The 1,430-nt window shown below is 73.1% G+C and carries 2 protein-coding genes; both read left to right on the top strand.

The window, feature by feature from the left end:
• On the top strand, nt 1–283 hold a 283-nt coding region (locus CCN39_RS27290), incomplete at its 5' end, for a DUF5691 domain-containing protein (RefSeq protein WP_491844428.1).
• Nucleotides 280–1,365, top strand: a complete 1,086-nt coding sequence (locus CCN39_RS27285; protein WP_086846646.1) for an ATP-binding protein — start codon at nt 280–282, stop codon at nt 1,363–1,365. The genes CCN39_RS27290 and CCN39_RS27285, both read left to right, overlap by 4 nt.
• The last annotated feature ends 65 nt before the right edge of the window (nt 1,366–1,430 follow it).

Genomic DNA, 1,430 nt, shown 5'->3' with positions numbered 1-1,430 from the left:
CCTCGTCGGCCGGCTGCCCGTGGAATCGTTCGCGCGGCTGGTGCACGAACTGCCCCGGCCGTGGACGAAGGAGCTCGGCACCGCGCTGCTCGACTGGATCGCCCGCCAGGACGACCACCGGCTGGTCTCGCACGCCGCCGTCGTGATCGCGCGGGCCGTCCCGCCGCCGTGCCTGCGCCACCCGCTGGCCACCACGCGCCTGACCATGGACGCCGGGCCGTGGCGCCGGGCGCTCACCGAAACGCTGAACTTCCGCCGCGAAATGTACGAGGAGCTCGCATGACCGCCCCCACCGTCCTCCGGCCGCACGCCGAACAGGACCACGCCGCCGAGCTGGCCGCACTGGCCGCCGCCGACGAGAAGGCCAAGCCGCCCAACTGGAACCTCTCGCCCTGGGCCGTGGTCGAGTACCTGCTCGGCGGCACCCTGCCGGACGGCACCGTCATCACCCCGAAGTACGTCGGCCCGCGGCGGCTGATCGAGGTCGCCGTCGCCACCCTCGCCACCGACCGCGCGCTGCTGCTGCTCGGCGTCCCCGGCACGGCGAAGACGTGGGTGTCCGAGCATCTCTCCGCCGCCATCAGCGGGGATTCGACGCTGCTGGTGCAGGGCACCGCGGGCACGTCCGAGGAGTCGATCCGCTACGGCTGGAACTACGCCCGGCTGATCGCCGAGGGCCCGAGCGCCGCCGCGCTCGTCGAAAGCCCGCTCGTGCACGCGATGCGGGACGGCAAGCTCGCCCGGCTGGAGGAGCTGACGCGCATCCCCGCGGACGTCCAGGACTCGCTGATCACCATCCTCTCCGAGAAGACCCTCCCGATCCCGGAGCTGGGCACCGAGATCCAGGCCCGGCCGGGCTTCAACCTGATCGCGACGGCGAACAACCGCGACAAGGGGGTCAACGAGCTGTCGAGCGCGCTGCGGCGACGGTTCAACACGGTCGTGCTGCCGCTGCCGGACAGCGCCGAGGCCGAGGTCGAGATCGTCAGCCGGCGGGTCGCCGAGCTGGGCACCTCCCTGCAGCTGCCCGCGGAAGCCGCCGAGCTGGCCGAGATCCGCCGCGTGGTCACGGTGTTCCGCGAGCTGCGCTCGGGCCGCACCGAAGACGGCCGCACGGCGGTGAAGTCCCCGTCCGGCACGCTCTCGACCGCGGAGGCGATCAGCGTGCTCACCGGCGGGCTCGCCCTGGCCGTCCACTTCGGCGACGGCGTGCTGCGCCCGCACGACATCGCGGCGGGCATCCACGGCGCCGTGGTCAAGGACCCGGTGGCCGACCGCGCGATCTGGATCGAATACCTGGAGACCGTGGTCCGCGAACGTGACGGCTGGGCCGACTTCTACCGGGCCGGGCAGGAGCTCTCTTGACCTCGACCCACCTGCTCGGCATCCGCCACCACGGCCCGGGATCCGCCCGGGCCGTGGCGGCGGAT

The sequence above is a fragment of the Amycolatopsis kentuckyensis genome (genome assembly GCF_002155975.1).
GTDB classification, from domain to species: Bacteria; Actinomycetota; Actinomycetes; order Mycobacteriales; family Pseudonocardiaceae; genus Amycolatopsis; species Amycolatopsis kentuckyensis.
The sequence above is the reverse complement of the archived record's forward strand: the minus strand, read 5'-3'. Positions and strand labels throughout refer to the sequence as shown.

Bases quoted from the DNA above. Each gene is read 5' to 3' on its own strand.
- CCN39_RS27285 (WP_086846646.1), top strand. From the start codon at position 280: ATGACCGCCCCCACCGTCCTCCGGCCGCACGCCGAACAGGACCACGCC.